The organism is Amycolatopsis roodepoortensis, from assembly GCF_014873915.1.
Lineage (GTDB): Bacteria > Actinomycetota > Actinomycetes > Mycobacteriales > Pseudonocardiaceae > Amycolatopsis > Amycolatopsis roodepoortensis.
In genome coordinates, this window is the sequence record NZ_JADBEJ010000004.1 from 760,114 (window position 1) to 782,610 (window position 22,497).

The following is a 22,497-nucleotide window of genomic DNA, read 5'->3' on the forward strand; positions in this document are numbered from 1 at the left end:
TCAAGAATCGATCTCCGGGGTGATCCCGCCCGCCGCGGCCAGCGCGCGATGCAGCGCCAGCTCCGCCGTCGGCCCTTCGGCCAGGACGATGCCCGTACACGACCGCTGGTCCGCGAGATGACGGATCTCGTCGCCGGGGCTCGCCGTCGGATACCACTCAGGCGAACCAGGCAGGCCAGGCAGCCTGTCGAGCCCCGACCAGCCCTTCAGCACCCCTTCCGTGGCCGGGTACGCCAGGACGAACGCGACACCCGGTCCCCCACCGACCTCCTGGGTGAGCAAGGCGGGCTCCTCACCCAGCGCCATGGCGATCATCGCGGAATAGACGTTGGTACCCAACGACCGGCACAGCGCCTCGCCGAGCATCGCCCCGCCGATCCGGATGTTGATCTCGACGACCTCCGGGCCGTCGGCGGTGAGCACGAATTCGGTGTGCGCGAAGCCCTGCTCGTGCCCGGCGGCCTTGAGCACCCGGCCGATCCAGTCCGCCAAGCCCGCGTACTCGGCCGCGGGGAAGGCCACCGGGAACGCGGCGGCTTCCTCGCGCCGCACCGGCTCGGGCGACAACTGGCGGGAGAGGATCCCGAGCAACCGGGTCCTTCCTTGCCAGGTCACGGTTTCCGCGCTGTAGAGCGGGCCGGCGAAATACGGTTCGGCGATCAGATACCCCTTCAGCGGCGTCGTCTTCGCCTCCAGCCTGGCTCGCTCGAGTTCGGCCTGATCGCGGGCGAGCCACACGCCCCGCGACGACGTTCCCGAAGAATCCTTGACCACCAAGGGAAATCCGAGTTCCTCGGCGACCATGACCGGCACCGGCCTGCCGCGGGTGAGCCCGTGTTCGTACAGCCGGTCGCGCACCGCGCCCTTGTCCCGCAGCACCCGTACGGCGGCCGGGTCCGGGCCGGGCAGGCCGAGCCGGGCGGTGAGTTCCGCGCCGGGCAGCGCCCACGTGTCGGTCGAGTTGATGATCCCGGCGAGGTCCGGGATGGCGCGCAACGCGGTTTCGCAGGCCGCGATATCGGTGGTGTCGATGTCGACGACCTCGACCCGATCCGGCCCGAGCGTGCCGAGTTCGTAGCGGTAGATATCGCGATTTCCGGTGAACAGCACCAGCTTCCGCCCGGCCTCCGCCGCCGCGTCGGCGAGCCTGCCCAGGCCGAAGGTGAGTGCTTCCAGCAGGACGACGGTCACGACACCCGCTCCTTCCGGTACGACGGCTGCACGGGTATCCCGAACCGGCGGCGCCGCCAGTCCATCGCCGCCCACGGCAGGGCGAGTTCGTCGAGTGAGGCGATCTCGCGCGGCGCGAGGCCCGCCGGGTCGACCGCTTCCCGGTGCCGGGCGAAAACCCTTGCCGTGTAACGGTGCCCGGTGTCCGCGCCGATCACTACATGAGTCCGCTCCGGATTCCGCGCCGCCTCCCAGCCCGCGACGAGATACGCCGCACCGGTGGAAAGCCCGGCGAACACGGCGTGGTCACGCATCAGGCCGACGGTCGCGGCCATCGCGTGCACGAAGTCCAGCCAGTGGATCCGGTCGTACAGCGCGTGATCCACGTTGCCGAACGGGATGGCGGAGCCGATCCCCGCGATGATCGCGTCCGGATCGGTGAACCGTTCGCTGCCGAAGGTGACACTGCCGAACGGCTGGACCCCGGTCAGGCGGACGTCGGGATCGCGTTCGCGCAGCGAGCGGGCGATGCCGCCGGTCGACGCGCCGGTGCCCACACTGCCGACGACGGTGAGCGGCCCGGACGGCAGCGCGCGGGCGACGAGAGCGGCGACCTCGGCGTAACCCACGTAGTGCACGGGGTCGTGGTACTGGCGCATCCAGTGCATGTCCGGATGACGTTCCAGCAGTTCGTGCACGCGGGCGACCCGGCGCCGCTGATCGAGGCGGAGATCGTCCGACGGCGGCATCTGGTCCACCGTCGCGCCCAGGATCTCCAGCTGTGAGCGCATGGTGAGGTCGACGGTGGTGGACGCGACGATATGGCAGCGCAGGCCGTAGCGGTGACAGGCCATCGCCAGCGCGAGCGCGTAGATTCCGCTGGAGCTGTCGATCAGCGTCTGTCCTTTTCGGACTGTCCCGTCGGCGAGCAGCGACCGCACCGCGCCGAGCGCCGCGTAGACCTTCAGGGTCTCGAAGCGGATCAGCACGATGTTCGGTTCGAGCCGGATCAACGCCGGCGTCTTGATCGCGTCGGTGACGTGGTCGTGGACCAGCGCGGACATCGCGGTCACCGGCCGATCGAGCGCAGGTACGCGGCCAGCGACTCGGCACCCGCCGCGTTGCGCGGGCCGCTCACGAGGTCCCCGTAGGAGATGACATGGAACCGGTTGTCGCGCACGGCGGGCGTGTTCTTCAGCTGTGGCGCGGATTTGACGAAGGCGATCTTGTCCTTGGCGGGCTGATCGGCGTAGTCCACCACGACGATCACCTCGGGTTCGGCCTTCACCACCGCTTCCCAGCCGACGCTGCCCCAGCCGTCCCGCAGATCGCGGAAGACGTTCGTCCCGCCGGCGGCGTCGATGATGTCGTTGGGGGCGGCGTGTTTCCCGGACGTGAACGGCTGGTCGGTGCCGGAGTCGTAGACGAACACCTTGGCGGGCGGTGTCTTCGGCGCTCCGGCGCGAACCTTGTCGAAGCGTCCCTTGAGTTCCGCGACCAGCTCGTCGGCCCGCTGGCGCACGCCGAAGATGTCGCCGAGATTGCGCAGGTCGGTGTAGAGCGCTTCGAGCGGCGTCACTTCCTGCTTCGCGGTGGGATACTCCCAGCAGGTCTCGGTGTGCAGGTAGCTCCGGATGCCGACCTGCTCCAGCAGTTTCGGCGTGATCCCGCGTTCCTCGCTGAACCCGGAATTCCAGCCCGCGATCACCCAGTCCGCCTTGGCGTTGACCAGGATCTCACGGGTGACCCGCGAAGTGCCGAGCCGTTCGACCTTGGCGTAGTCGTCCTTCCACGGCGAACCGGCGATCGACGGGTCGCCGAGCGAATTCATCACGTAGCCACGCATCCGGCCGGCGAGCCCGAGCGCGAACATCTTCTCGGCCCCCGAAACGTCGTAGGCGACGGGACGTTGCGGCGCGGGGAAGGTGACCTGCGCGCCGCAATTGGTCACCGTGGCCTGTGCCGGCGCGGTCGGCCCGGCCTCGACCTGGGCACCGCAGGCGCTCAGGAGCAGTGCCGCGGCGAAGATCGCGGTCACCCTAAACGGCTTCATCGTGTGATCCCCTCGGTTTCATCGGCGGGAAGGTCGTAGAGCAGTTGGAGCGCCCCGGTCACGGGATGGGTCACCTGGGTGACCTCGACGCCGAACACGGCGCGGACCGTTTCCGGCGTGAGCACCTCGGCCGGGGTGCCGCAGGCGGCGAGCGATCCGGCGCGCAGCAACGCGATCCGGTGACAGACGGCGGCGGCGAGGTTGAGGTCGTGCAGCGCGACGAGCACGGTGAGCCCGCAGTCACGCAGGAACTTCAGCAGTTCCACCTGGTGACGGACGTCGAGATGGTTCGTCGGCTCGTCGAGGACCAGCACCTCCGGTTCCTGCACGAGCGCCCTCGCCACCAGCACCCGCTGCCGTTCGCCACCGGAAAGTGTCAGCACGCTGCGCTGGGCGAGATGGGTGATGTCCATCCGCCGCAACGCTTCCCGGCACAGCGCGCGTTCGCGGGCCGAGAGCCGGAGGTTGCCGCGCTGATGCGGCGACCGCCCGAGCGCGACGACCTCCTCGACCGTGAAGTCCAGATCGGCCCGGCTGTCCTGGGTGAGCGCGGCGATCCGCCGGGCGGTGTCGCGCAACCCCTGCCCGGCGAGGTCGGTCCCGTCGAGCAGGACCGCACCGCCGGACGGCGACAGCGCCCGGTAGACACAGCGCAACGCCGTCGACTTGCCGCTGCCGTTGGGGCCGAGCAGGCCGACGACCTCGCCCGCCCCGACGTCCAGACACAGCTCGCGGATCAGCGCCGACCCGGCCACCTCGACGGAAAGTTCCCGCAGCGACAGCATCAGCGGCCTCCGAACGCGTAGCCGCGGCGCCGCATCACGACGAGGAACACCGGAACGCCGATCAGCGCGGTGATCACGCCGAGCGGCAGTTCCTCGGGCGCGACGAGCGTGCGGGCCAGCAGATCGACCCACACCAGGAAGACCGCGCCCACCAGCGGCGCGAGCGCCAGCACCCGGCGGTGCCCCGAACCGGCGATCATCCGCACCACATGCGGCAGGACCAGCCCGACGAACCCGATCGAACCGCTGACCGCCACCAGCAGGCCGGTGACGACCGCGGTGAGCAGGAAGAGCCAGCGGCGCAACGCGGCCGCGTCGGTACCGAGGCTCATCGCGGTCTCGTCGCCCATGGACAGGACGTCGAGCGCGGTGCCGTACCGCAGCAGGACCACGACCGCGACGGCCACCCCGAGCGCGGCCAGCGGCAGGGACGCCCACGTCGCCGCGCCGAGGCTGCCGAGCAGCCAGAACAGCACGGTCTGCGCGGCCTGGCCGTTCGGTGACAGGTAGACGAGCACGCTCATCACCGCCTGGAAGGCATACGTGAGCGCGACCCCGGTGAGCACCAGACGCAACGGCGTCAGACCGAATTTGCTGCGGGCGGCGAGATAGACGATCGCCGTCGCGCCGAGCGCGCCGAGGAAGGCGGCCGTCGACAACGCCAGCACGCCGAGGCCGGCGAACAGGCCGAACACCACAACGGCGGCGGCACCGACCGAGGCGCCCGACGAGATCCCGAGCACGAACGGATCGGCGAGGGCGTTGCGGACCAGTGCCTGCACCGCGACGCCGACCACCGCGAGCCCCGCGCCGACCACGGCCGCCAGCAGCACCCGCGGGGCGCGGACCTGCCAGACGATCGAGTAGCCGGTGACCTCGTCGCCGGTGATGGTGCCCCCGGTGATCGCCTTTCCCAGGTAGCGCAGGACATCCGGGAGCGCGACGGTGGACGGGCCGAGCGCGATGCCCGCGATCAGCGAGATCAGGAGCGCGACCGACAGCAGGATCACCGGGCCGGTGAGCCGCAGCGGACGCGCGGTCTCGTCATCCGGTTCCGCGAAGAGGCGGAGCGGCTCAGGCACATTCACCACGCACGATCAGGCGGCGCGCGTGGTTGTCGTACGGCGAACCGTCGAAGTCACCGAAGCACTCGACACCGGTGAACCCCGCCGTCTCGAACAGCGCCTTCAGTTCCGCGGCGCTGTAGAGGAAGGACAGGATCGACGCCTGCTTCGCCTCGCCGTCGCGGACCAGGGTCCACTCGGTCCTGAGCCGGGTCCAGTCGTCGAGGATGGTGTCGCGCATGAACACCGTCCCGCCGTCGACGTCGACCGCCTTCGGGCGCCCGACCCAGCCGGCCAGCACCTCCTTGCCGAGCACGTCGATCAGCAGCCTTCCGCCGGGCGCGAGGCTGGCGTAGGCGTTTCGCAGCACCGCGAGGTTGTCGCCGGGCTCGGTGAAGTAGCCGAAGGACGTGTACATGTTGATGATCAGGTCGTACGCGGCGGGTTCGGTGTATTCGAGCATGTCGGCCTGGATCAGCTTCGCGGCGACTCCCGCGTTCTCGCAGGCTTCACGCGCGCGTTCGAGCATCGCCGGGCTGAGATCGACGCCGGTCACGTCGGCGCCCCGCTTCGCCAGCGGCACGACGTGGGTCGCCGGGCCGCAGGCCAGGTCCAGCACCTTCGTCTCCGGTGTGACCGCGAGCAGCGGTGACGTGGCCGTCAGGCGTTCGGCCTCTTCGGCGCGGCTGGGCGGGAACATGACGTCCGCGAAGCCGACCCACAGGTCGTCGTCCTCGTACCAGTGCATCTCTCTCCGCTCGCCGGGCCGCACGATTCAGCCCCACAAGTCGTCGAAAGGTCGTCTTCGGTTCCCGGCTCCGGCACCTTTCTCGTGGAGTGATCACGGGATGGGCGTTCGGGGGCAGTCACGGGCGCCCGAGCCCGCCCGAAGTGCGTGAAGGCCCCCTTCCCTCGGCTGAGCCGAGGGAAGGGGGCCTTCACGCGCGGCCGCTGTGCCTCCTGTGGCCGCTCCGTGACCGGAACGACCACCCCGGCGCCGGCCATCACGGCGGCGGGATCAGATCGACGAGGAACGTCTGGTCGGGCGCTCCCGAACAACGCTCCCGCACGACCTCCGTCCCCGCGACGGTGTCCAGGTCGCGCAGGCCCAGGCACTGGCTGGTGCCGACGGGCCGGATGACGAACCGCCCCGGCTCGTCCGGACCCGCCGAGCCGATGGTGAACAACTGGTCCATACCATCGTCGTCGCAGTCGTCGCGGGGCTCGATCAGGTCGTGCCCCAGCCCTTCGTTCACGACCGTGAGGCAGCCGACCCCGGTCTCCGGATGGTGCCACTGGAACTGCACGGCGTTCTCTTCCCCCACGGGATCGATGAACAGGCGCGGCGCCGCCTCACCACCGCAGGGTTGCTGTGCGACGACGGCACCGGAATACAGCCGGGTCCGGTCCCGCCCTTCGGCGAGACAGAACTGGGGCGACCGGGCGGGGCGGATCTGCGCCCAGCTGCCCACTTCCCGTACGTCCAGCCCCGGCACCACGGCCGCGGTCTCCTTGGCCTTCGAGGACGCGCCGAACGACCGCGTCAGATATCCCAAGGTCCCGACGAGGACGACACTCACGATCGCGGCCACGATCAGCGGCGCGCGCCAGCGCCGGCGGGATCGCGGTTCCGGCTCCGGCTCCGGCGGCGGGACGGCTTCCGCCTTCGTCTCGTCGGCGGGCCGCGGCGGTGTTCCCATCGCGATCCGGGTCCGGGAGTCGAGCCACCGCCGTACCTCTTCGTCGTTCAACCCGCACGCGCGCGTGAACGTCTCGACGAACGATTCGCGCGGCAGTGTGGTGCGGCCGAGAGTGGTCGCGACCGTACTCGCCGGAAGTGTTCCCCCGAGTTCTTTCGCCCGCCCGGCCAACTGCCGATAAGTCAATCCGGACCACGTTCTCAATACACGCAGTGCTGCTGTGAACTCAGCCGGTGAAGCCGTCGAGTCCGGCGGGTGAACCGTCGCCGGCGACTCCCCGTCGTCGCCCCCCTCATCAACGATCATCGCTCTAGATTGACTGAGCCGATCTCAGCCGCGATACCGCCATTCAGCGGCGCCGGAAACCGCTGTTCGGACCACTCGAACGATTTCGAACAAGGCCGAACTGGCCGAAGGTTGCCCCTGCGCTGGTCAGGAAGTCAGGCTGGCCCCAGTCGGTCTCGACACCGACCGAACCTGGGGAGGCCCGGGAAAGCCGGGCCGGAGAAAAATGAGCAAACCGGAAGCATCCGCACGATCATCGTCAAGGGCGACGGTGAACCCGGCGGAAACTCCCGGTTCATCTCGGAAGGCGTCCACTGAAATCTCCGTACTGAAGACCGGATGACGCCGGCATCGCCCGTGTGGGGCGGTCGATGCGCTGATTCCGAAGAAAATCCCTCGTGCGCCGCACATCTGAGCACACGCGAGGAGTGAACGCTGCGATTCCCGCAGTGCACCGGCGGTCAGGCGCCCGTTCGAGGGCATAACCCTTCTCCGTGCCTTCCGGCGGTATGGCTCGATCTCGTTCGAACTCGGTCGTCCCTGAATGGCGAACATCGGATTTGTGGAGCGTTGTTGATGGATAACGGGAAAAATGCCGTCGCCGAAAGGCAGGTAGTCGTCGTCGGTGCCGGTAATGCGGGCCTCTGCGCGGGGATAGCCGCACTACAGGCGGGCGCGACGACGGTCAGTGTCCTCGAAGCCGCACCGAGGAATTTACGCGGTGGAAACAGTTCTCTGACCAGGACGATGCGTTTCTCCTGGCAAGAAAGACCATTCATCGCCTCCCTGTTACGGGAGGCGGACAAAGGCCGGGTCGAAGAGATACTGGCGGGCAGGCCGGGATACACCGACGAGCAGTACCTCGGCGATTGGCTGGCGGTGTCCGGCGATCAGGTGGACGTCGCCCTCATCGAATCGATCATCCGCCGTTCGACGGACACGATCACCTGGATGCGCGACTTCGGTCAGCGCTGGGCGCCGAGACCGACCCCGCTGCCCGGTGACGTGCCGATCGTCCTCGACGGCGGCGGACAGAGCCTGCAGGACCGCAACTTCGCCCGGTTCGAACAGCTCGGTGGAACGGTCTTCTACGACAGCGCGGTCACCGGATTCGAGAGGACCGACGGCGGCCGGTATCTGCTCCACGGTTCCGGCCCCGCGTTCCCCATGCTCGCCGACGCGCTGGTGCTGGCATCGGCCGGCTTCGAGGCGAACGACCGGCTGCGTGAACGCCACCTCGGCGAACAGTGGCGGGACGTGAAGCTGCGCGGCGTCCCGTTCAACGAAGGGGCCCCGCTGGCGGCGGCCGTCGACCTCGGCGCCGACACCGCGGGCAACTGGGAAAAGTGCCACACCACGCCGCAGGGCATCAACCTGCCCGACCACATGCTGCCGGGACAGATGCACAAATCCCATGGCCTGGCCCGCTACGCCTATCCGCTGGGTGTCGTGGTCAACCGGGAGGGGCGCCGGTTCTTCGACGAATCCGGCGGCTACAGCAACCTCACCTACGTCACGCTGGGCCAGAAGATCCAGGAACAGCCGGGAAGGATCGCCTTCCAGATCTTCGACGACAAGGTCGTCTCGGCGGGCTCGCTCCCGAAGGGTTACGTCGGCGACCCGGCGTCGGTGTCCGTCTCCTCGCTCGAAGAAGGCGCCCGGCGGCTCGGCATCGACGCCGCGAACCTGACCGCCGAAGTCCAGCGGCTGCACGACGGCCAGGCGGAGAAACGTCTCGACACGCCCCCGTACCTGTTCGTCCCGGTGGTCTGCGGGCTGACCTTCACCTACGGCGGGCTGTCCGTTACCCCGGATGCCGAAGTACGCGGCGGCGGCGAGCCGATCAGCGGCCTGTACGCGGCGGGTGTGATCGTCGGCGGCCTTTACGACCAGGGCTATCCGGGCGGCACCGGCCTGATGGCGGGCGCCGTGCTGGGGCGGGCGGCGGGAACGTCCGCCGCCCGGCACGCCATCCGGTCACGGGGAGGGGAAGCCCGTGTCGGCACCAACGCTGGCTGAAAAGACGATCGTGATCGTCGGGCTCGGCAAGATCGGCTCGCTGTACGCCGCGTGTTACGGGCAGGCGGGCCACCGGATCCGCACCGTGGACATCGGCGACGGCGCCGACTGGGAACGGGTGGCGCAGGTGCCGGATCCCGCGGCGGTCGACGCCTGGGTGGTCGCCACCCCGACGGCGTCCCATCTCGCGATCGTCGACGAGATCCTGCGGCGTCGGCCCGATGCCCGTGTGCTGCTGGAGAAGCCGGCCTGCTACCCGGACGACCTGGCCGATCTCGGCCGCACCGTCCGGCGCCACCCCCGTGCCAGGATCATCGTCAACGACGTGTACTCGCACAGCGAAGCCGTGCAGCGTTTCGCGGCGTCGGTGCGGGCATCCGCCGGCCCCGATCCGATCAGGAAGATCACCGTCGAATTCACCAAGAACCGCGAATCCGACGTCGCGAACGGCAGATTCGTCGACACCCAGTACGGCGAAGCAGGCTACGAGGGCTTCCACATGCTGAGCATCCTGCGCGCGATCCTCCCGTCCGCGGAGTACCGGACCTATCTGCGCACGGTGCCGTCTTCGGTGACGCCGGAGATGCGGGTGCGGACCACGGCTCCCGGTATCCCGGAGGTCGAGCTCTACACCTCGTCGACCGGGGCAATCGCCTTCCCAGAGCTGGCCGGATTCGCTTTCCCGGAAAGGGTTTCGAGAGATTTCATCACCCCTTCGGCGATCCCGTACGGGTCCGAGTTCCGGTACCGGTTCGCGGACGTCGAGCTCCGCTCCGGGAAGCACGTCACCTTGGTCTTCGAACCGTTCTTCGGCGCGGATCCCGACCACAAGAACGTCCACACCGTCCACATCAGGGACACCGCCGCTCCGGCGCGCCATTTCCGCATCGCCGTCAACCATTTCAAGGAGGCACTTCTGACCCAGCTGGACCTTTTGCAGCACCTCGGCGAGGGCACCACGGTGGTCCGCCCCGCCGAGCACCGGTTCCTCGCCGCCCTGGGTTCGGCGATGTTCACCGGAATCTTCCCGCAGACAACGGAAAACGAGAAGTTCGCACGGATTGGGAGCGAAGCATGACGCGAAGCATCGAGGATCTTTCGACACTGTTGCGGCCGGCCAAGGACATGCTGCCCGAGGTCTCGGACCGCGACGTGGCGCTGGCCGAGGTCACCGGCCAGATCAAGAACGACGACGCCGCCCGGGCGCTGTTCTCGAAGGCGTGCCGGTTCGAGGCACCGTTCACCGCGAGCTGGATCCACGGCCCCGGTGACGAATCCCCTTACCTGTCACTGGAACTGGCCGCGTCGTCGCTGGACGACGACCGGTATCGCGCCCTGCTCGCCGACGTCGTGCTGTCGACGTCGACCTCGATCCCCTACGACTACCGGGCTCTGGCCGCGGAACGGCTCGTGCAGGCCGGGACGGGCGAGTACGCCGGTGCACTCCAGGAGGTCGTCGACTCCTACGAACCGCTGCCCGCCCGCGGATTGCAGGCGAAGATCGCCGTCCCCACCGACGGTATCGACCACCTCTTCGACATCCCCGAAACGGTGACCGGCAGGCTCAACCTCCTGATCGCGGCCAGCCGGGCGAAAACGCTGGAGAGCAGGCACATGCTCGCCGTCCGGGTCCTCGCGAACGGTGTCCTGCCCCAGGAACCGGTCGGCGAGCCGGAGCGGCTGATCCTCGAAGACGTCGGGACGACCATGGTCGCGCCGTCGGACTACCTCGTGCCGTGGGACCAGGAATTCCCCGGGGAGCACGGCTCCGGCCTCACGCTCGCGGAACTGGTGCGCATCACCTTGATGTGCGGCGAATTCTCGCTTCCGGACACGACCGTGCGACCGATCCTGGTCGACTTCTACCGATCGGTGCTGCGCACCTGCGGCCGCTCGATCATCGGCCTTTCGGCGGGCGTGTTCCATGTGGAGCACGGCACGCTCGCCACGCCTTCGTACTACTACCAGGGCCGCGACGCGATCCTCGGCAAGGGCTGCGTGATCGACTGCGTCGGCGGCGCGGTGCTGCAGTCGGGTTCGTTCCTCGGCGGCGGCTACATGCCGATCCTGATCCACACCCACAAGCACATCCGCAAGGGCGGTCAGGCCGCCGCCTCCGAGCGGAAGCAGATCCTGCCGTGCGTCTTCGCGGCCGAGGGGGGCGCGCGCTACCCGATGGACGCCATCGGCCTGTTCGAAACGGTGGACTACCTCGGCCGGGAAACCCCGTACGAGGGGATCAGGGCGATCCCGCACGCCAAGTGACACGACGTTCGTCCGGCTGAAAATCCGTATCTCGCGACGTCGCCGGGCAGTGCGGTTCCGTGCTGCCCGGCGACGTCGAAAACTGGAGGGTAAGGGAATGGGTGCAACTATGGGGGCAGAGGTCGCCGTGATCGGCGCCGGCTATGTCGGGCTGACCACGGCCGCGTGCCTTTCGTCCTTGGGTCACCGCGTCGTATGCGCGGACGTCGACCAGGAAAAGCTCGACGCGCTGCAGCGCGGAGAAGCGACCATCAGGGAACCGGGGATCTGCGAACTCGTGGTGGACGGGCTGGCGTCCGGACGGCTGCGGTTCGTCCTCGGCGCGAGCGCGGCGGCCGCGGCGGCGGATATCGTCATCCTCTGCGTGCCGACCCCGATGGGCGCGAGCGGTGCGGCGAATCTGTCCACATTGGAATCCGTGGTGGCCGAGGTGCGGGATCTCCTGCCGCCCGGCTGCGTCGTGGTGAACAAGTCGACGGTCCCCGTCGGCACGGCGGCCCGCGTCGCGGACCTGATCGATCGCCCCGACGTCGCGGTCGTGTCCAATCCCGAATTCCTGCGCGAGGGGTTCGCGGTCCACGACTTCCTGAACCCCGACCGGGTCGTGGTCGGTTCGGCCGATCGCGACCCGGTCCCCGCGCGCCGCGTCGCGGAGCTGTACGACAAGCTCGACACCTCCGTGCTGGTGACCGATTCCGCGAGCGCGGAGATGATCAAATACGCGTCCAACTGCTACCTCGCGACGCGTCTGTCCTTTGTGAACACCGTCGCGGAGCTGTGCGAGTACCTCGACGCGAGTATCGACGACGTGACGACCGGGATGGGGTACGACGAGCGGATCGGTAAGTCGTTCCTGCGCCCGGGCCCTGGTTGGGGCGGCTCCTGCCTGCCGAAGGACACTTTCGCGCTGCTGCGCACCGCGGAGTCTGCGGGCAGCGATTTCGCCTTGCTGCGGGCGGCGATCGAAACCAACGTGAAGCAACAGGAACTCGTGGTCGACAAGGTGCGCAAGGCCGTCGGCGGCGACCTCGCCGGCGTCCGGATCGGCCTGCTCGGCTTGACGTTCAAGGCCGGGACGGACGATCTGCGGGACTCCCCGTCGCTGGCGATCGCGGCGCTGCTGGCCGCCGAAGGCGCTGTACTGACCGGCTACGACCCCAGCGTCCACGCGCCGGTGGCGGGCGTGACGGACGCCGTGCGGATCGCCGGGACCGCCTATCACGCGGCGAACGGGGCGGCGGCGGTCGTGCTGCTCACCGAATGGCCGGAGTTCCGCGCCCTCGACTGGGGACGGATCGCCGACCGGCTCCACGGCCGGTCCGTCATCGACACCCGGAACCTGCTCGACCCGCGCACCGTGGCGCGGACCGGGCTCGCCTATCAGGGCATCGGCCGTCCGGACAGCGTCTGGGCCCCCGTGGCGCCCGTCGCCGAAATGGTCACGCACGCAGGATGACCCCGGGGCGGACGGCGAGCGGCGCTGCTCGTCGTCCCCCTCCAGCGCCGGAACAGGAGGACGGATGGCGAAGCGAACCCGGCCCTGGCCCGCGCTTTTCGCACTGTGCCTGGGTTTCTTCATGGTCATGCTCGACATCAGCATCGTGAACATCGCGGTGCCGTCGATGGTGCGCGAACTCGGCACCGAGCTGACCGCGGTGATCTGGGTGACCAGCGTGTACCTGCTCGCCTACGCCGTCCCGATCCTGCCGGCCAGCAGGCTGGGCGACCGGTTCGGGCCGAAACGCGTCTTCGTCGCCGGACTGCTCGTGTTCACCGCGGCGTCGCTCTGGTGCGGGCTCGCCGGCGACGTGGAGACGCTGATCGCCGCCCGCGCGGTGCAGGGTTTCGGTGCCGCGCTGATGACCCCGCAGACCACGGCCTTCATCACGCATCTGTTCCCACCGGACGAACGCGGCCCGGCGATGGGGGCCTGGGGCAGCGTCGCGGGCCTCGCCATGATCGCCGGCCCGGTACTGGGCGGGGTGCTCGTCGACCGGCTCGGCTGGGAATGGATCTTCTTCGCGAACGTCCCGGTCGGGCTGATCGCGCTGGCGCTCACCGTCATCCTCGTCCCCGACTGGCGGCCGGGGAATTCGCACCGCTTCGACGTTCCCGGCATCCTGCTCTTCGGCGCCGGTCTCGTCTGCGTCGTCTTCGGTATCCAAAATGGACAGACCTACGGCTGGGGCACGGCGTTCGAGATCATCGGGGCCGGGGTGCTGCTCTTGGCCGGTTTCGTCCTGTGGCAGCGGGCCAACCGCCGGGAGCCGTTGCTGCCGTTACGGATATTCCGCCACCGTGACTTCTCACTGGGTGCGGCGTCCGCGGTGACGGTCGGTTTCACGATGACCAGCATGCTCCTGGTGTTCGTCATCTACATCCAGTCGGTACTGGGCCTGTCCCCGGCCGACGCCGGGCTGCTCATCGCGCCGCTCGCCTTGGTGTCCGGCGGCGTCGCGCCGTTCGCGGGCAGGCTCTCGGACCGGGTGAATCCCAAGTACCTGCTGGCTTTCGGGATGCTCTCGTTGAGCGGCGGCCTGTGCCTCGTCTCGCTGGTGATCATCCCGGCGAGTTCGCCGCAGGCCCTGCTCCCCGGGCTGCTGCTCTGCGGCCTCGGGGTCGGGTTCACCTTCTCCCCGATGAACAACGTGACCCTCAACTCCGTCGAGCGTTCGCTGGTCGGCAGCGCGTCGGGCATCTTCAACACCGCGCGCCAGGTCGGCGGGGTGCTCGGCGGCGCGGCCGTCGGTGTCCTGGTGGAGGCGCGGACCAGTGCCTCGATGGTGGCCCGGGCGAACGAGGCGGCGGCCGCGTTGCCCGCCGAGCTCCGGCAGCGTTTCGTCGGCGGATTCACCGGAGAGGCCGGTTCGGTGGTCGCGGCGGGCGAGTTCGGCGGTGTTCCCGACGTCGCCGCGGATCTGCCCGCCCAGGCCAGGGAACTGGTCGCCCAGGTCACCGGCGCCGCGCTCACGGACGCGGTCAAGGCCGCTTTCCTGCTTCCCGTCGGCGCGCTGATCATCGGTCTGGTGTGCGCGGTGAACCTGCGCGGGCCGATCGGGCAGCGCGGATCGCCCGAACGGATGACCGCGACCCGGTGATCACCGGCGCGGACCTGGCTACCGTCGCTGTATGACTCTCGTACCGACGGTCGACCTGAGCACCTGGCACGAAGGCGACCGCACGCGGCTCGCGAACGCCGTCGACGAGGCCCTGCGGGGCGTCGGGTTCCTGCAGGTCGTCGGGCACGGCATCCCCCGGGCGACGATCGACGACATGTGCGAAGCGACCGCCGCCTTCTTCGCGCTCCCCGTCGAGGAGAAGCTGCAATCCGCGCCGGCCGACCGCGCCTCGGATCGTGGGTACGCGGCCGAAGGCACCGAAGGGCTGGCGTACAGCCTCGGCGAGAAGACGCCGCCCGACCTGTCGGAATCGTTCGTCATCGGCGCTGAGCACATCGATGGCGAAGACCCCTACGGCTTCTTCGCCCCCAACATCTGGCCCGAGCTGCCGGAGAACCTGCGTCCCGCGCTCACCGCGTACGCCGACGAAGCGCACCGGGTCGCGCGAGTGCTGCTGGAGATCTTCGAGAAGGCTCTGGAGCTGCCCGAGGGCTACCTCGGCGCGTACACGCGGCACCCGACACGCACCTTGCGGGTGAATCACTTCGAGCGCCGCGCCGGAGCGCCCGAGCCCTTGCCGGGCCAGATGCGGCTCGGCGCGCACACCGACTACGGCATCGTCACCGTCCTCTACGCCGACCCGGTCCCCGGCCTGCAGATCCACGGGCCCGACGGCGCCTGGCACGACGTCGTCCCCGCCGAGGACGCGCTGGTGGTGAACCTCGGCGACCTCACCGCGCAGTGGACCAACGACCGCTGGCGCTCCACCCTGCACCGGGTCGTGCCGCCGTCCGGGCCGGGGCCGTCACGGCGGCGGAGCGTGGCGTTCTTCTTCGACGGCGACCACGACGCGCGGTTCGAATGCCTCCCGACCTGCCATTCCGTCGAAAACCCGCCGAAGTATCCGCCGGTCCTCGGCGGCGAGCACCTCTACGCCAAGATCACCGGCGGGCGGACCCTGGAACCCGCCGACGCGATGAACACCGCGGCCGATCGCGGCTGAGGAAGAATCTTCGGCGGACCATGTCCGGTCCTGTCCGGCGGCTCCGACGTCCCCGGCAGAAGGCACCGGAGCGGTGCCCCGCCGAGAGGAGAGAACCGTGAAGTACATGATCATGATGTTCGGGTCGCAGAAGGACCTCACCGACATCGCCGGGGCCTGGAGCAGCGACGAGGTCAAGGCTCTGCACGAGTTCATGAGCAAGTGGAACAACGACCTGGTCGAATCGGGCGAGTTCGTCGACGCGCAGGGCCTCTCCCAGCCGGCGCACGCCCGCCGCATCTCCCTGCGCGACGGCTCCCTTGTGGTGACGGACGGACCGTATGCCGAGACGCAGGAGGTCCTGGTCGGGTACACGACCGTCGACTGCGCGAGCTACGACCGCGCGACCGAGATCGCGGCCCAGCTGGCGAACACCCCGCATCCGGAAGGCAGCGACCTCGGCCGCGACTGGTACGTCGACATCCGGCCGTGCGCCGACAGCTTCGAAGAATTGGAGCTCTAGGTGCGGGACACCGGCGTCGAAGACCTGCTGCGCGAGCTGTCGCCGCAGGTCCTCGGCGCCGTCGTCCGCCGCTACGGTCACTTCGACCTGGCGGAGGACGCGACGCAGGAGGCGCTGCTCGCAGCCGCGACGCAGTGGCCCGCCGAAGGACGGCCAGAAAATCCGCGCGCGTGGCTCATCACGGTCGCCTCACGGCGGCTGACCGACCTGCTCCGCGCCGAGCAGGCGCGACGCCGTCGCGAGGACAACGTCGTCCAGCGGACCTTGCCGGAGGAACACCTCGCCCCCGCCGCGGACCGGCGTGCCGCCGACTCCGACGACACGCTCGTCCTGCTCTTCCTGTGCTGCCATCCGTCCCTGTCGCCCGCGTCGCAGATCGCGCTGACCCTGCGGGCGGTCGGCGGGCTCACCACAGCGGAGATCGCCCGCGCGTTCCTGGTCCCCGAAGCGACGATGACCCGGCGGATCAGCCGCGCGAAGGCCGCCATCAAGGCGAGCGGCGTCCCGTTCGGCAAGCCGCCGGAAGCGGGACGGCTCGACGCGGTCCTCCACGTGCTGTACCTGATCTTCACCGAGGGATACGCGAGCACGTCCGGCCCCGATCTCGTGCGGAGCGACCTTTCCGCCGAAGCCATCCGGCTGACCAGGATCGTCCACCGGCTGCTGCCGGACGACAGCGAGGTCACCGGGTTGCTCGCGCTGATGCTGCTCACCGACGCGCGCCGTCCGGCGAGGACGGGGCCGGACGGCGCGCCGATCCCGATGTCCGAACAGGACCGGGGCCGGTGGAACACCGAGTACGTCACCGAGGGCATCGCGCTGCTGTCCGAAGCGCTGCCGCACGGGCCGACCGGGCAGTACCAGATCCAGGCGGCCATCGCCGCGCTGCACGACGAGGCGCCGAGCGCCGAAAAGACCGACTGGCCGCAGATCGAAGCGCTGTACGAACTACTACTGCGGCTATCCGACAATCCGGTGGTGATGCTGAACCACGCCGTCGCCGTCGGGATGGCCCAAGGGCCGCGGGAAGGCTTGGCGGCGTTGGAAAAGCTCGGCGATCGGATCGCTGGTGACCACCGGTTCCACGCCGCCCGCGCGCATCTGCTGGAGATGGCCGGGGACACCGCCGAAGCCGTCGAGTCCTATGTGGACGCGGCACGGCGGGCCACGAGCCTGCCGCAGCAGCGCTATCTGCACGCCCGGGCCGAACGCCTCGTGAGTGGTAAGGACGGTTAGAACCGTCCTTACCACTCACGAGGCGCGCAGCCACTAGCAGCTGACCAGGAGCCCGGTGATCGCCGTGCAGGTCGACGACGCGGTGTCGTTGGCCGCGTTCGGGTCGGCGACGGAACTCTGCGTGATCTTCGCGGTCGTCTTGACCGGCCCGACGGTCAGCAGCCCGGTCGCCACCGAGAACTTGGCCGTGGCGCTGGCTCCGGACGCGAGCGACGGGAAGTCACAGTTGACGACCTTCGTGCCGCCCGGGTTCGAGCAGGCTGCCGAGCCGGTGAAGCGCAGCCCGTTTCCGAGGGCCGACGCCACCCGGATCCCGGACGCCGCGGCCGGGCCGGCGTTCGTCACCTTGACCGTGTAATCGATCGACGACGTCAGGAGCCCGCGCGGGGACGCGGTCAGCGTGACCCCGAGGTCGGCCGCGGTCGTGCCGCCGGTGACGGTCAGGACGGGGCCGTCGAAAGTCTCGAAACTGTAGTTCTCACCAAGGAACTGATGCCGCAGGGTCACCGGGCCGAGCGGGGCGTCGTCCTTGACCCGCAGGGTGAAGGTCACCTTGCGGCTGTCGCCGGGAGCCACGTCCCCGACCCCGCCGCGGATGCTCACGACGTGCGAGCTGCAACTGAGCGCGCCCGGGCACGAGACGACATCGGCGATCCCCGTGAGCGGGGTCTCGGCGGTGTAGAGCGTCGCCGCCCCGCCCTCGATGGCCGCGTCCGTGAGCGCGTTGTACAGCGAGTGCTCGACGGTGAACGTCTGTCCACGCTGGACAGTGGTCGGGCCGACCACCACCGAACTGGTGGGAGTTTCGGCGAAGGCGGGCGCCGGTGACACGAGCGTGATGGTGGCGGCCGCGACCACGAGCGACAGAAGTGTGGCTCTTCGAAGCTTCATCGGTTCTCACAATCCCGGACGTCGGTGCGGACAACGATCAGTCGCCGGACGACGGGTATTCGTTACCGGCGCTTTCCGCCGCCCGGCCCGCCGCTTTCACCCGCTCGGAGCAACCTGGTCCTCACCGCGAAGCGCGGGGAGCAGATTCGCCTCCTCGTAGGCGAAGTGCTCTTCGAGCCCCTTCACGACACGCTCGAACTCGTCGCGCAGCGCGGCGCGGTCGATTTCCCCCTTGCCCTGCAGCAGCCGATCGAGATCGCACAGTGCGCGGGACACGGATTCGTGCTCCTGGCGCAGCCGCTTCAATGCCGGCGCGAGCCCGGGATGGGCCTTCTCGATCGCGGTGAACGCGCCGTCCTCGCGGAGATGGTGCATGCGCAGGTCGTTGCAGAAGGTCACGCAATGGCCGAGCAGTTCGCCCCGCAGCTCCGTCCGGCGCGCGGCGGGCGCGCCGTCGAGTTCGGCCCGCGCCGCCGCCAGCGTCTTGCGGAGCTCCCCGTGGTGGACGAGCAGCTGATCGGCGATCGCCCGGCCGCGGGCGGCGTCGACCTCCAAGAGATGCAGCGCGAAACCCGGTTCCCCGCCTTCGAGCGGCACGGCGCGCGCGGCATGCGGCACGCCGTCGATTTCGAGTGTCGCTTGTGGACTAACCAGAAGGTCGCGATACCAAGCCGAATCGTCGTCGGGCGCGAACACCAGATACCGGCTTCCGGACGGGCGGCAGTCGACACGAGTGGTGCGGGGACGCCCCGTTTCGGCGTCCGCGGTGGTCATCAGCACCGGTACTCCCCAGGTAGCATCATCGTGAAAGCTGTTTTGCTTTGCAAGCAAAGCCTCTTTGCTTGCAAAGGTATCCAGGAGGGTGGCCGGTGTCAACCGAGGACATGGAAGTCGACGACGCCGTGCGGGCTTTGCTGCTGCTCATGCCGCGGATGGTCGGGCGCGCGAAGCGGATCAAGATCCCCGAAGAGCTCCAGTCGCTGTCACTGGCTCCGCGTCACCTGTCCCTGTTGTCGTACCTGCTCTTCGACGGGCCCATGACGGTGAACGAACTGGCCGAACGGCTCGAGGTCGCCCCGACCACGGTGAGCCTGATGGTCGGCGAACTGACCAAGAAGGACGTGCTCGACCGGCGCGAGGACGAGGCGGACCGGCGGCGGCGGATCGTCGCGATCGCCGAGCGGATGCGGCCCGCGATCGACGGCTGGCTCGCGCAGGGCGCCCGAGCCTGGCAGAAGGCGCTCACGCCGTTGACCCCGGCCGAACGGCGCCTGTTCATCGATACCCTGCGCGCCTACGAAGACGGACTGACCGACTAGGAGTAGCGGTGCGCTACCTGCTCATGCTCTGCGGGACCGCCGGCGATCCGGCGGTCGCCACCGACATCACCGAACCCCTGCCGCGCCTGGGGCGAGGAAGATGACGCGGCGCGGCCTGCGTGTCGACGGGATGGGGCTGCACCCGCCCGCCTCGGCGACGACCGTCCGCGTCCGCGGCGGCGAGACACTGCTCACGGACGGTCCGTTCGCCGAGACGAAGGAACAGATCGGCGGGATCAACATCCTCGAACGCGACAGCCGTGAACAGGCCGTCGAGGCGGCGAAGAGCCGCCCGTGGGCCGCGATCGGCACGATCGAGGTCCGCGGACTGCTCTAGCTGATCCGGACGGTGACCTGGTTGTCGGTGTAGGTGTAGGCCACGTATTCGAATTCGACGCCGGTGCGTTCGACGTACTCCAGCCACGCCTTGTACTCGTGCCGCTGCCAGCCGGGATAGTTGAAGAACTCGTCGAAATGCACGATGCTGCCGGACCGCAGCCGCGGGCCGACCAGATCGAGCACGGTTTTCGCGGAGCTGTACAGATCGCCGTCCACGTGAAGGAAGTCGACGACGCCTTCGTGCCGCTCGAGAAAACCGGGAAGCGTGTCCGCGAAAAGACCGACGACGAGTTCGGCGCCGGGGACGTCCGGCAGGTCGTCGCGCGCGAACGAACCGGCGGGCATCCCGTTGAGCCAGTTCTCCGGCAACCCCTGGAACCAGTCGAATCCGTAGGTCTCGGCACCACCGCGGGCCCTGGCGATCGCGCCCAGTGTGTTCCCGGTCGCGACGCCGAATTCGAGGGCCATTCCTCCGGACGGGGCAAGGGAAAGCGCGTACGCGAGCGTCTCTTCCGGATTCGCGAAATGCTTGGTCCCGGTCAGCTGCTCACGGGCGAAACGATTGCTGTCCTTGGCCGCGTCCTGGTCGCCCGCGTAGATGATGTCGCGACGGCTCCGGATTTCGAACTCGACGATCCGATCGAAACAGCGATCCCCCTGCCGGACGATCTCTTCGCGCAGTTCCGCGACGACCTGTTGCAATTCCTCCGTATAAGGATCATGGAATCGGCGGGCGAGCCGGTGCAGGCCCCGGCCGAGCGTGCCACGGGCCGACCGGCCCAGGGTTTTCAGGGCTGAATGGGGTACCAGGTGACGCATCCCGGGACGATACACCAGCGCCATCCGGGTGAACGGGGCCGGAACGTGCGGGGTCGGTTTCGTTGCGGTAACCGAGGGGTCCGCTCCTAGCATCGTGATCACTTACCCAGCACGGAAAAAGGGGAGCACGATGAGCAGGATCGTCATCTTCGGGGCGGGCGGACGCGGCGGGCGCCGGGCCGTCGCCGAAGCCGTGAGCCGCGGGCACCGGGTCACCGCCGCGGTGCGGGATCCCGGCCGCCACAAGGATCTCGCCGGGGACAACGTCACCTTGACCGCCGCCGACGTCACCGTCGCGGACGACGTCGCGAAGGCCGCCGCCGGGCACGACGCCGCGATCAGTTCCATCTACCGCGCGGATCTCCCGTCACGCGAGTACTACCCGGCCGCCGCGCACGCGCTGATCGACGGCCTCGGCCGGGCCGGTGTCGCGAGACTGGTCGTCGTCGGCGTCGGGTCGGCGCTGGAGATCGCCCCGGGCGTCGCTTTCCACGACCAGCCGGGCTGGCCGCCCGAGCACCGCGAGTTCTCGCTCGGGCACACGGCGGAACTGGAGGTCTTCCGTGCGTCCGGCGACGGACTCGACTGGGTGGTCGTCGCGCCGCCGCCGGTGATGCTCGACGAGCACGCCGGGCGCACGGGCGAGTACCGCAGCGGTGACCACCGGGTGCTGCCGCGCGCGGCGGACGCGGGGCCGTTCTCCTACGCGGATCTCGCGGTCGCGCTGGTCGACGAGATCGAGCGGCCGAAGCATTCCCGGGTCATGGTCGCGATCGACCACTGACACGATGCGCGTGAAGGCCCCCTTCCCTCGGCTGAGCCGAGGGAAGGGGGCCTTCACGCGCTACCGCTGGACAGTGCCTCAGCGCTCTGGGGCGTCGCCGCCGTTCTGCTCGGCCAGGAACCGCTCGAACTCTTTGCCCAGTTCCTCGGCGGTCGGCATGTGCTCGACCGACTCCGCGAGCAGGCTCTCCTTGCCCGACGCCTCCATGAACGTGTCGTACTGCTGCTCCAGCGCGCGCACGACGTCGGCGACCTTCTCCGATCCGGCGACCTGGCGGGCGATCTCGGCCTCCGCCTCGTGCGAAGCCTCACGCAGGTCACCGTCCGGCAGGTTCAGCCCGGTCGCCGCGGCGACGGCGCCGAGCAGGTTCAGCGCGGCGCTCGGGTACGTCGAGTCCGCCAGGTAGTGCGGCACGTGCGCCGCGAACCCGGACGCGTCGTGCCCCCACTCCCCGAGACGGAACTCCAGCAGCCCGGCGATACTGCCCGGCACCTGCATCCGGTTGGGCAGCGGACGGTGCTCGCCGACGAGTTCGTTCCGCGTCGCGTGCGCGGTCACGCCGAGCGGCCGGGTGTGCGGCGCACCCATCGGGATGCCGTGGAAACCGGTGGTGAGCCGGACGTCCCAGCGTTCGACCAGCCCGCGCACGGCGGCGCAGAACCGCTCCCAGTCGTGATCCGGTTCCGGCCCGGTGAGCAGCAGGAACGGCACGCCGTCGGCGTCGTGCAGCAGGTGGACGACCAGTTCGGGGGCGTCGTAGGCCTCCCAGTGGTCGATGGAGTAGGTCATCGCCGGGCGGCGCGAGCGGTAGTCGATGAGGCGGTCGACGTCGAACCGCGCGATCACCCGGTGCTCGGAGGAGTTCAGGAGCTGCTCGGCGACGAGCTTGCCCGCCGAACCCGCGTCCATGAATCCGTCGAAGTAGTGCAGGAGCACGGCCCCGCCGAGGTCAGGGACGTCCGAGTCCACCTCGTACAGGTCTTCCGGGTCCAGCGCCACCAGATCCTCCAGGTTTCGTGCGTACGACCGTCCACCGGTACCAACGCCCCGATAGGGGGTATCCATTCCGCCGACGGTGGCTTGGATCCTATCGGTCCGTGACAGCCGTCGTGGGCGGTCCGCACGGACGTGGTGCAGGGTGGAG

General features: G+C 69.3%; 22 protein-coding genes. 11 read left to right on the forward strand and 11 right to left on the reverse strand.

All coding sequences use genetic code 11. The features are described from left to right. From H4W30_RS14260 to H4W30_RS14290, 7 genes are all read right to left on the reverse strand, one after another. Positions 1-1,191, reverse strand: a complete 1,191-nt coding sequence (locus H4W30_RS14260) for an ATP-grasp domain-containing protein (protein ID WP_192743270.1) — start codon at positions 1,189-1,191, stop codon at positions 1-3. Next, positions 1,188-2,243: a cysteine synthase family protein gene (locus tag H4W30_RS14265; protein ID WP_192743271.1), complete on the reverse strand. Its 1,056-nt coding sequence runs from the start codon at positions 2,241-2,243 to the stop codon at positions 1,188-1,190. The genes H4W30_RS14260 and H4W30_RS14265 overlap by 4 nt, the downstream gene beginning before the upstream one ends. Continuing rightward, entirely contained in the window at positions 2,240-3,223 is a 984-nt protein-coding gene (locus H4W30_RS14270) for an ABC transporter substrate-binding protein (RefSeq protein ID WP_192743272.1), read from the reverse strand. Before H4W30_RS14270 ends, H4W30_RS14265 begins: the two co-directional genes overlap by 4 nt. Beyond that, positions 3,220-4,008 (reverse strand): ABC transporter ATP-binding protein, encoded by a 789-nt coding sequence (locus H4W30_RS14275; RefSeq protein WP_192743273.1) that lies wholly within the window; start codon positions 4,006-4,008, stop codon positions 3,220-3,222. The genes H4W30_RS14270 and H4W30_RS14275 overlap by 4 nt, the downstream gene beginning before the upstream one ends. Next, positions 4,008-5,099: a FecCD family ABC transporter permease gene (locus tag H4W30_RS14280; protein ID WP_192743274.1), complete on the reverse strand. Its 1,092-nt coding sequence runs from the start codon at positions 5,097-5,099 to the stop codon at positions 4,008-4,010. The genes H4W30_RS14275 and H4W30_RS14280 overlap by 1 nt, the downstream gene beginning before the upstream one ends. Further along, positions 5,083-5,820, reverse strand: a complete 738-nt coding sequence (locus tag H4W30_RS14285) for a class I SAM-dependent methyltransferase (protein WP_192743275.1) — start codon at positions 5,818-5,820, stop codon at positions 5,083-5,085. The genes H4W30_RS14280 and H4W30_RS14285 overlap by 17 nt, the downstream gene beginning before the upstream one ends. A gap of 256 nt (positions 5,821-6,076) precedes the next feature. Continuing rightward, complete coding sequence (locus tag H4W30_RS14290) at positions 6,077-7,078, reverse strand: XRE family transcriptional regulator (protein ID WP_192743276.1); 1,002 nt, start codon at positions 7,076-7,078, stop codon at positions 6,077-6,079. Between the two features lie 555 nt (positions 7,079-7,633). Between H4W30_RS14290 and H4W30_RS14295 the strand changes: the two genes are divergently transcribed. The 8 genes from H4W30_RS14295 to H4W30_RS14335 all read left to right on the forward strand — a co-directional run bounded on the left by H4W30_RS14295 (position 7,634) and on the right by H4W30_RS14335 (position 17,201). Beyond that, positions 7,634-9,076 carry an FAD-dependent oxidoreductase gene (locus H4W30_RS14295; protein WP_192743277.1) on the forward strand — a complete coding sequence of 481 codons (1,443 nt, stop codon included), beginning with the start codon at positions 7,634-7,636 and terminating at the stop codon, positions 9,074-9,076. After that, positions 9,054-10,154: a Gfo/Idh/MocA family oxidoreductase gene (locus H4W30_RS14300; RefSeq protein ID WP_192743278.1), complete on the forward strand. Its 1,101-nt coding sequence runs from the start codon at positions 9,054-9,056 to the stop codon at positions 10,152-10,154. The genes H4W30_RS14295 and H4W30_RS14300 overlap by 23 nt, the downstream gene beginning before the upstream one ends. After that, a complete protein-coding gene (locus tag H4W30_RS14310; protein ID WP_264082844.1) occupies positions 10,151-11,341 on the forward strand; it encodes a hypothetical protein in 1,191 nt (396 codons plus the stop codon). The genes H4W30_RS14300 and H4W30_RS14310 overlap by 4 nt, the downstream gene beginning before the upstream one ends. Positions 11,342-11,450: 109 nt before the next feature. Then, the gene (locus H4W30_RS14315; protein ID WP_264082845.1) at positions 11,451-12,797 is read left to right on the forward strand and encodes a UDP-glucose dehydrogenase family protein; all 1,347 of its coding nucleotides are present in this window, start codon (positions 11,451-11,453) and stop codon (positions 12,795-12,797) included. A 64-nt stretch (positions 12,798-12,861) separates the two neighbouring features. Further along, a complete protein-coding gene (locus H4W30_RS14320) occupies positions 12,862-14,439 on the forward strand; it encodes a DHA2 family efflux MFS transporter permease subunit (RefSeq protein WP_192743282.1) in 1,578 nt (525 codons plus the stop codon). A gap of 31 nt (positions 14,440-14,470) precedes the next feature. Continuing rightward, complete coding sequence (locus H4W30_RS14325) at positions 14,471-15,463, forward strand: isopenicillin N synthase family dioxygenase (RefSeq protein WP_192743283.1); 993 nt, start codon at positions 14,471-14,473, stop codon at positions 15,461-15,463. Positions 15,464-15,569: 106 nt separating this feature from the next. Further along, complete coding sequence (locus H4W30_RS14330; RefSeq protein ID WP_225949545.1) at positions 15,570-15,965, forward strand: YciI family protein; 396 nt, start codon at positions 15,570-15,572, stop codon at positions 15,963-15,965. Further along, entirely contained in the window at positions 15,966-17,201 is a 1,236-nt protein-coding gene (locus H4W30_RS14335; RefSeq protein WP_192743285.1) for an RNA polymerase sigma factor, read from the forward strand. 33 nt (positions 17,202-17,234) lie between these two features. Here H4W30_RS14335 and H4W30_RS14340 read toward each other — a convergent pair whose 3' ends face one another. Both H4W30_RS14340 and H4W30_RS14345 read right to left on the reverse strand, forming a co-directional pair. After that, positions 17,235-18,092: a DUF11 domain-containing protein gene (locus H4W30_RS14340; RefSeq protein WP_192743286.1), complete on the reverse strand. Its 858-nt coding sequence runs from the start codon at positions 18,090-18,092 to the stop codon at positions 17,235-17,237. A 96-nt stretch (positions 18,093-18,188) separates the two neighbouring features. Continuing rightward, positions 18,189-18,866, reverse strand: a complete 678-nt coding sequence (locus H4W30_RS14345) for a nitroreductase/quinone reductase family protein (RefSeq protein WP_192743287.1) — start codon at positions 18,864-18,866, stop codon at positions 18,189-18,191. A 110-nt stretch (positions 18,867-18,976) separates the two neighbouring features. Between H4W30_RS14345 and H4W30_RS14350 the strand changes: the two genes are divergently transcribed. Together H4W30_RS14350 and H4W30_RS14355 are read left to right on the forward strand one after the other, a co-directional pair. Continuing rightward, the gene (locus tag H4W30_RS14350) at positions 18,977-19,411 is read left to right on the forward strand and encodes a MarR family winged helix-turn-helix transcriptional regulator (protein WP_126732862.1); all 435 of its coding nucleotides are present in this window, start codon (positions 18,977-18,979) and stop codon (positions 19,409-19,411) included. A 100-nt stretch (positions 19,412-19,511) separates the two neighbouring features. Then, a complete protein-coding gene (locus tag H4W30_RS14355) occupies positions 19,512-19,748 on the forward strand; it encodes a YciI family protein (RefSeq protein WP_192743288.1) in 237 nt (78 codons plus the stop codon). Here the strand turns inward: H4W30_RS14355 and H4W30_RS14360 are convergent. Further along, positions 19,745-20,569, reverse strand: coding sequence for a class I SAM-dependent methyltransferase (locus tag H4W30_RS14360; RefSeq protein WP_225949329.1), 825 nt, complete (start codon positions 20,567-20,569; stop codon positions 19,745-19,747). The two genes, H4W30_RS14355 and H4W30_RS14360, sit on opposite strands and share 4 nt — an antisense overlap. Positions 20,570-20,699: 130 nt before the next feature. Between H4W30_RS14360 and H4W30_RS14365 the strand changes: the two genes are divergently transcribed. Then, a complete protein-coding gene (locus H4W30_RS14365) occupies positions 20,700-21,353 on the forward strand; it encodes an NAD(P)-dependent oxidoreductase (protein ID WP_192743289.1) in 654 nt (217 codons plus the stop codon). A 78-nt stretch (positions 21,354-21,431) separates the two neighbouring features. Here H4W30_RS14365 and H4W30_RS14370 read toward each other — a convergent pair whose 3' ends face one another. Continuing rightward, complete coding sequence (locus H4W30_RS14370) at positions 21,432-22,352, reverse strand: proteasome assembly chaperone family protein (RefSeq protein ID WP_126735650.1); 921 nt, start codon at positions 22,350-22,352, stop codon at positions 21,432-21,434. Between the last annotated feature and the right edge of the window lie 145 nt (positions 22,353-22,497).